This window comes from candidate division TA06 bacterium (genome assembly GCA_004376575.1).
Classification (GTDB): domain Bacteria; phylum Hydrothermota; class DG-26; order E44-bin18; family E44-bin18; genus E44-bin18.
Map to the genome: position 1 here is coordinate 1 of SOJN01000107.1, position 7683 is coordinate 7683.

Here is a 7683-nt window from a genome sequence, read left to right on the forward strand (position 1 = left end):
GGCACAAATCTGGCACAACTAATCTAAGATCTGTGACCTAAGATCGCAGATCTTGTTCCCGAGCTGGAGCTGGATGGCATAGAAGAGCTGGTGTACGTGGTTGACTTCAGAACAAAATGGCCTCAGCATTGGACTGAAACCTGAAAAATGCGAAGCCCGACGGAGTCGAGGAAGACGTAGTCGGGTCAGAATGTCAGGCACCGTCCCCAGGTTCTTTAGACCGATCGCATTGCATATCAAAAGTACAGAAGTACATACCTGTCACCAAAACCAAGTGTGCCAACATTGAACAGTCCCGAACACGGTACGGCAGCTGCGTTTCGGCGTATTGATAGAAAAATGTGATTACCAGACGAGTAATGCATCTGAGCTCCGGCCGCATAAGTTTCAGTCCAAGAATAACTTCCAGGAGTCTGTACGGCCAAGAATCTAGGTGTGCCAATGTTGAGCAGTTATAAGCTCTTGATTTACAAAGACTTAGAGACTGATTTTTTTCTTGACAGGCTGTGGAAGGACTTCTAGAGTACTAGTGTCTTAGTCGGGTGGTGGTGCTTTCCGGCTGGGCGCTTATCAAGGGGACAGTGGGTTATGATGTCCAGACTGATGAAACTGGGGCTTTTCGGGTGTGCCGTCCTTGTCTGCACGGTGAGCCTCTCCTCTTCTCACACAAACAGAAACCTGAACTGTGTTTACAGGGTAGACAAGGCACTAACCTGGGCAGTAGGAGACAGCGGCTTGATCCTGAAAAGAAGTGGATCACCGGCGTGGGACACGGTAGATGTGGCAGGAATAGTACAAGGGGATTGGGACTTCCACGGTGTTTTCTTTCTCAATAGCAATATTGGCTGGGTAGTTGGAGAAAAAAACGGAGACCCAAACAGTCATCTGGGCATAGTGCTCAAAACAACGAACGGCGGTCAGACCTGGTTTATCTCCTGGCCTTCGCCACCTCCCGGTGTGGGAGCAATCCCATTCTCTGACGTACACTTTGTCAATCAACGGCACGGTTGGATCTCTGCCGGAGAGAAATACACGCTGAGAACAAACGATGGGGGCTATACGTGGGTGTGGATGCTAGCTCAAGGAAGAGGTGAGTGAGAATGTGCAGGGGTACTAAGCTGAGCCTTTCAATATTTCTACTGTTTCTATGCGTTTTCTGCCTGCTCTCTTCTACAAGCGAGGCCGTTGAACTCCAGAACCTTGAATTGGTTTTCAAGAAGAGCTATCGGTGGATAGGATTCCCGGTTGATACTTTGAGAGCCTTCGGTCAGTGTATCTCCACCGCGGGTGACGTGAATGGCGATGGATACGAAGATATTATTGTTGCTGCAGCCTGGAGGGACACCGTTTTTCCGCCATGGCTCAGTAAGGCCTTTATTTTCTTTGGCGGTGATCCAATGGACACAATCCCCGACGTGATTCTGACAGGAGATCATTCTGGTGAGGGTGGATTTGTTGAGGTTTGTTTCGCAGGCGATGTCAACTTTGATGGCTATTCTGACGTGGTGCTGTCCAACCACGGCATGAAGGGTGTAAGGGTATTCTTTGGCGGAAATCCTATGGATACTGTCTACGATGTGCTTCTCCAAAACAATATTGATTACTCATTTGCCAACTCAGTAGCGCATGCGAGAGATGTTAATGGAGACGGGTTCGATGACATAGTGGTGGGAGACTATATGACCGGCAACCTGAATGGCTCGGTTGCGATCTTCCTTGGGGGACCTACCTTGGATAGCCTGCCTGATGTGATTCTGAGGGGAAACAGGCATGAAGGATTCGGCACAGCAGTCGCAGGAGGTGGAGATGTCAACTGTGATGGGTATGACGACATAGTGGTTGGTGAATGGGACAACAGCGAATTCGCTCCTGCTGCAGGGAAGGTTTATGTATTCTTTGGCGGCGATCCTATGGACACAATTCCGGACGTGTGGATGTATGGTGAGGGAGCCGGACATAGCCTGGGCTGGTCTGACATGGACATTGTCAACGCGGACACTCTCTGCGACTGGGTTGTTGCAGGCACCCAATTCTATCCCGGTGGGTTTCCAGGCTTCTTTCCAGGTAAAGTCTATGTACTCTTTGGCGATACACTGATGGACGGGATTCCAGATGCCGAAATGGTCGGGACGACAGATTCCACAAGTCTTGGAACGTGTTCAGCATCTGCAGGACGTGTCGCGGGAACCACATTTGACGGAATTCTATCCGGAGCACCCATCGAATACGATTTCAAAGGAAGCGCATATCTATGGCTCTCCAGCGTGCCTTTTGACACTGTTCGCGATGCAATTGCCACAGGTTCGTTCCCGCAACAAGGGCTCGGCTGGCTTGTTGCATCCGCTGGTGATGTGGACGGGGATGGGTATGATGAGATCATGTTTTCGAATTACGCCGGCGACTCTATGAAGACTGTGTGGGTATGTAAATACACCGGGACCGGGGTTCAGGAAGAGGCACGTGCCCGGAGTAAGATCCGCTCACCTTTGCTGATGCAGAACTCGCCGAACCCATTTTCCCATTCGACCCTAATCCCATTTCGCGTTTCCAGAGCTGACGCCATTGGCAGCTCTCTGGATATCTACGACGCAGCAGGCAGGCATGTAAGGAACCTGTGGAGCGGCAACAAGGACAAGATAGATACTGGAGGCCCGACATACACTGTCACATGGGATGGAAGGGATGGTGTCGGCCATATTGTGCCTTGTGGCGTGTACTTTTGCACACTTCGAGCAGGAGAATTGAAGCAGACCAGAAAGATGGTCCTCCTGCGCTGAGAGAGGAGGAGGCTGCCTAGTATGAGCAAAAGAGGTTTGGTCGTGCTTGGTGTGATGCTTCTTTTCCTGGCAACACCGGTTCGACCAGGTGGCGTGGATTCTGATCCCAAACATTTGCCTGATACCCACAGGAAACTGAACGGTGTTTGCACGGTAACCGAAGCACTGACCTGGGCAGTAGGAGACAGCGGTATCATCCTAAGAAGAGGTGGATCACCCGCCTGGCAGCCGGTAGATGTGGCAGGAATAGTACAAGAACATTGGGACTTCCATGGTGTTTCCTTTCTCAATAGCAATATTGGCTGGGTAGTTGGAGAAAAAAACGGAGACCCAAACAGTCACCTGGGGATCGTGCTGAAGACAACGAACGGCGGTCAGACCTGGTTTATCTCCTGGCCTTCCCCACCTCCCGGTGTGAGAGCAATCCCATTCTCTGACATACATTTTGCGAATCAACGCCACGGCTGGATCACTGCGGGAGAGAAATATATGCTGAGAACAAACGATGGGGGCTATACGTGGGTGTGGATGCTAACTGAAGGAAGAGGTGGGTGAGAATGTGCAGGGGTACTAAGCCGAGCCTTTCAATATTTCTACTCTTTGTATGCGTTTTCTGCCTGCTCTCTTCTACAAGCAAGGCCGTTGAACTCGAAAACCTTGAATTGGTTTTCAAGAAAAGCCATCGGTCCCTGGGACTTCCATCTGATACTCTATTATTCTTCGGTAGATCCATTTCCACAGCCGGTGATGTAAACAAAGATGGATACGACGACATTATCGTGGCAGCGGCTGAATGGGATTCCGTGTTATGGTGGGTGAGCAAGGCCTTTATCTTCTACGGCGGGGACCCAGTGGACACAGTGCCCGACCTGATTCTGACAGGCGACCATGATGGCGAGGCAAGGGTTGAGGTCTCTTATGCAGGCGATGTCAACTTTGATGGCTTCTCGGATGTTGTAATGTCCAACCACGGCATGAAGGGCGTAAGGGTTTTCTTTGGCGGAAATCCTATGGATACTGCTTACGATGTGCTTCTTCAAAACAATATTGATTACTCATTTGCCAACTCTGTAGCGCACGCAGGAGATGTTAATGGAGACGGGTTCGATGATATAGTGGTGGGAGACTATATGACCGGCAACCTGAATGGTTCGGTTGCAATATTCTTTGGGGGACCTGCCCTGGATAGCCTGCCTGATGTGATCCTCAGGGGAAACAGGCATGAAGGGTTTGGCTCGCAGATTGCGGGAGGGGGAGATGTCAACTGTGATGGGTACGACGACATCGTCGTGGGTGAATGGGTCAACAGCGAATTCGCTCCCGCTGCAGGCAAGATTTACATATTCTTTGGCGGCGATCCCATGGACACAATTCCGGACGTGTGGATGTATGGTGAGGGGGCTGGACACCATCTCGGGTGGTTTGATTTGGATATTCTTAATGTGGACACGCTCTGCGACTGGGTCGTTGCAGGAACCGAGTTTTATCCTGATGGCTTTCCGGCGAGATGCCCGGGCAAGGTCTACATACTCTTTGGCGATACGCTTATGGACGGAACACCAGATGCAACCATGCTCGGAAGGACTGATTCGAGCAGTCTGGGGATTCGCTCGAAGTCTGCTGGCAATGTCGCATCAACCGGGTTCGAAGGGGTTCTGTCCAGCGCGATCAGCGAGTACGACTCCAAGGGTACCACTTACCTGTGGCTCACTGGTGTTCCCTTTGACACCGTCCCCGATGGCATTGCCACTGGCTCCTTCTGGCCTGAACAGCCCGGGTGGCATCTTGCGTCTGCGGGTGATGTGGACGGCGATGGAATCGATGAGATCATGTTTTCGAATTCAGCTTCTATAGACTCAATAAACACCGTTTGGGTGTGTAAGTATGCTGGTACAGGTGTTCTCGAGGAGACACGCGACAGGAACACAGCTTGTCTGCCTCTCCTAATGCAGAACTCCCCGAACCCATTTTCCAATTCAACTCTAATCCGGTTCCGGGTTTCTGGAGCCAACCTGTCTCGTAGCTCACTCGATATCTATGACGCGGCAGGGAGACACGAAAGGAATCTTTGGGCAGGCCACAACTACAAAGAGAATACCGGTGCTTCAGTGATTGCTGTGTCATGGGACGGAAAGACTGGAGATGGAAATGGCGTCCCTGGCGGCGTATATTTTTGCACACTTCGCGCGGGACAATTTCACCAAACCAGAAAAATGGTCCTCCTGCGCTGAGAGAGGAGGTGACGGTTGCTTAACAAGTGTACATTTCGGCTGCCAAGATCGCCATGGCTGGGAGCGCTTGCCCTTATCGCTGCTGTGGCGAGCCCATCCTTCTCGCAATACACTTTTGGTCCATCAATGTGGCTTGAGCCGGATACAACCTGCTACCAGGCGAGACCTTCAATCGCCATAGATTCTCACGGAAACCCGTGCGTAGTCTGGATGACGTTTTTCGAAGGAGACATTCGGTTTGCCAAATCGACTGATGGAGGAGACACATTTCTGCCCAGTGTTCTGGTAGACACCACAAATTATATTTTGGCCTCGCCCAAGCTAGCGCTTGACCCAGAAGACAATCCGCACGTGACCTGGACAAACCTGGGCATAAATGGACAGCATCTGGGGATACGCCAAGTGAGATACACCAGGTCCACTGATAAAGGCCAGAGTTTCCTCCCCAGCATCTATGCCATGGCTGACACCACAGGCCACCATGAAGCCACTCGCAAGATGATTCTGATAAGATAGGCATCCTGTTTCGGATTCTCAAACCCTCACACACCTGGGTCAAACCTCAAAAAGTGTATCTCAGGTAGCATAGGACCCACACGCCCCCAAGCATCAAATCAAATAACCCTTCATCATTTGTTCTTACATTCCCGAATTTTCGAAATCCCGGGAATATGCACTTTCTATTTCACTTTTTCGCAAGGGACCTTGGGGTAGGGTTAAGGGATGGCGTCTGGGACTTAGGCTGGGCCTATCTGTTTCTCGCTGTTTCTTATGAGAGTAGCTCAATGTCCCAGCCATATCTGGTTTCCATCTCCTGCCACATCAAAGGGTACGCGCCCTCTCGAGCATACCGCTTTCCTGGCAGCCTCAGTCAAAGGAGCTGCCCAACATTCGCGGACGGTTGTCAAATTCTTTCGCAACGGTGATCGAGGCATCTATTGGTGATGATTTGGTGCGCACCTGGCGCGGCCCTTTCAGGCATCGGAAATGTCAAGCCGTAGATCCGAACCGGCTCGAGGAGCGCCGTTCCCAGGCCCTCGACCCCCGCTGCTAAAGATGCTCTCCACATCAGACCCCTTGATGTAGGCAAGGTCGTCATCTTGAAAAATCTCAATCCACCCCTCCCTCTCCCTGTTTCCGTAATACCTTTCGAGGACTTCACCCTTCCCCGCAAGTCTTATCAACTCTACATCATTGGGCACCGGGCACAGTATAATCTCTGCGCCATCCTTGATGACCCGCACTTTCCGGGTTCTACTATCAAAGCCTGATGGGATGTAGAATCTTGTCCTGTCTATCTGCAATGCCGAATCAATCACGAACCGAACACAGAACTCAGCGTTCTCTTTTGTGTAGGCTGCTTCGTTTCCTCCCCAGAAGTAACAGGTGTGAGCTACGCTGAGAGATACCCCTGGTGTCACGGCTCTGAACCTAGCATATTCAGCCATGTTGATGCCGTGCAACTGCGGCAGAATCCAGGAGCTCAGGGTGTCAAAGTGCTCCTCCAATGCGCGGATGAAGTTATCAAGAGCTCTCTCTGCCTCGATGTCAGCACCGACGAGCTTTCCCAAATCATGCGTTTCTATCCGTTGGGGCAATCTAAGATGCTCTAAGCCCGCACGTCTATTGAGGGACAAAACTGTGAACGCGACCGCCGTTTCTTCGATGCATGTGGCAAAATCGTCTGAGACAAGGGCCTGCTCAGCATGCCTTATGTGGTTTCTCGCTCTGCAGTGGCGCACTAGCTCCGCCAGACTGAGCACATCGAACTCCTCATCGAAGAAGGTCCGGTACGTATTGACTAGGAAGTCACGCGTGTATGTCCTGAATCTGTCAGCGTCATCAGACGCGGGCAGAATTCCGTAGTGCTTGAAACCCACTCGTGCCCTATTGAGCTCTTGCATTTCTGTCTTGTAGGGGATCATCTTGCTTTCCTTGTTCCCGGAGACGCGCTCTATCTTATCCCAATATTCAGCAAAGGTGATGTTGCCCCCGATGCGAGCTTTCACTTTCTGCGCAATGGCCCGCAGAACCAATTCCACTGAATCCTGAAGGAGAGATATGCCGAGCCCATGCCACAATGGCAAGGAGCGAGTGAGCATCTCCGACGCTTGGGAAAAAATGTACTTCGCATATATTAGCCGCTTCTTGAGTGGTTCAACGATCTGGTTTCCCATTGTTTCCTCGCTTTGGCATAGGACTTGCAAGTTGAGTACTGCTTCATTTCATCCATTGTGCGAGGACTCAGGCTGGCCCCGCAGCCGCTTTATCTTCTTCTCATGTTCCTCATACCATTCTTGTTCCACGAGGACTATCTCCAAGCACTCGGAGGGAGTCACTACGCCTAACTTGAGTTGCTGGGAAAACTGGGGACGGTGCTTGGCATTTTGGCAAAACCTCCGTTTCAACGAGGTCCAAATGCCTGTCCCCACAGTGTGGACCTTCTCTAGTCCAACATCCTGACAGATTCCAGCAGTGTGTCATGGTTCCGCGCCTTGTCATTTCACTCAAAAGAATTCTCCCACATTCGCGGACGGTTGTCAAATTCTTTCGCAACAGTGATCGAGACATCTATTGGTGATGATTTCGGCACAAATCTGGCACAGGGCAAGACGAGGTCCTACTCTCCCCTCGACACGTCCGGGGCCGGCAGGGCAAGCATCGGCCTCTGGAGC

The 7683-nt window shown here is 51.3% G+C and carries 6 protein-coding genes; 5 read left to right on the forward strand and 1 reads right to left on the reverse strand.

Annotated features, from left to right (window positions below; genetic code table 11):
* The first annotated feature begins 588 nt into the window (after positions 1-588).
* From E3J62_09130 to E3J62_09150, 5 genes are read left to right on the forward strand one after another with little or no spacing between them, the layout of a single operon-like run.
* Complete coding sequence (locus E3J62_09130) at positions 589-1098, forward strand: hypothetical protein (GenBank protein ID TET44866.1); 510 nt, start codon at positions 589-591, stop codon at positions 1096-1098.
* 2 nt (positions 1099-1100) lie between these two features.
* Positions 1101-2777 carry a hypothetical protein gene (locus E3J62_09135; GenBank protein TET44867.1) on the forward strand — a complete coding sequence of 559 codons (1677 nt, stop codon included), beginning with the start codon at positions 1101-1103 and terminating at the stop codon, positions 2775-2777.
* A 21-nt stretch (positions 2778-2798) separates the two neighbouring features.
* Complete coding sequence (locus tag E3J62_09140; GenBank protein ID TET44868.1) at positions 2799-3332, forward strand: hypothetical protein; 534 nt, start codon at positions 2799-2801, stop codon at positions 3330-3332.
* Positions 3333-3334: 2 nt separating this feature from the next.
* Positions 3335-5008 carry a hypothetical protein gene (locus tag E3J62_09145; GenBank protein TET44869.1) on the forward strand — a complete coding sequence of 558 codons (1674 nt, stop codon included), beginning with the start codon at positions 3335-3337 and terminating at the stop codon, positions 5006-5008.
* Between the two features lie 15 nt (positions 5009-5023).
* On the forward strand, positions 5024-5524 hold the full coding sequence (locus E3J62_09150; protein TET44870.1) for a hypothetical protein: 501 nt from the start codon (positions 5024-5026) through the stop codon (positions 5522-5524).
* Positions 5525-5982: 458 nt separating this feature from the next.
* Here the strand turns inward: E3J62_09150 and E3J62_09155 are convergent, their stop codons facing one another.
* A complete protein-coding gene (locus E3J62_09155; GenBank protein TET44871.1) occupies positions 5983-7185 on the reverse strand; it encodes a hypothetical protein in 1203 nt (400 codons plus the stop codon).
* Positions 7186-7683 lie beyond the last annotated feature (498 nt).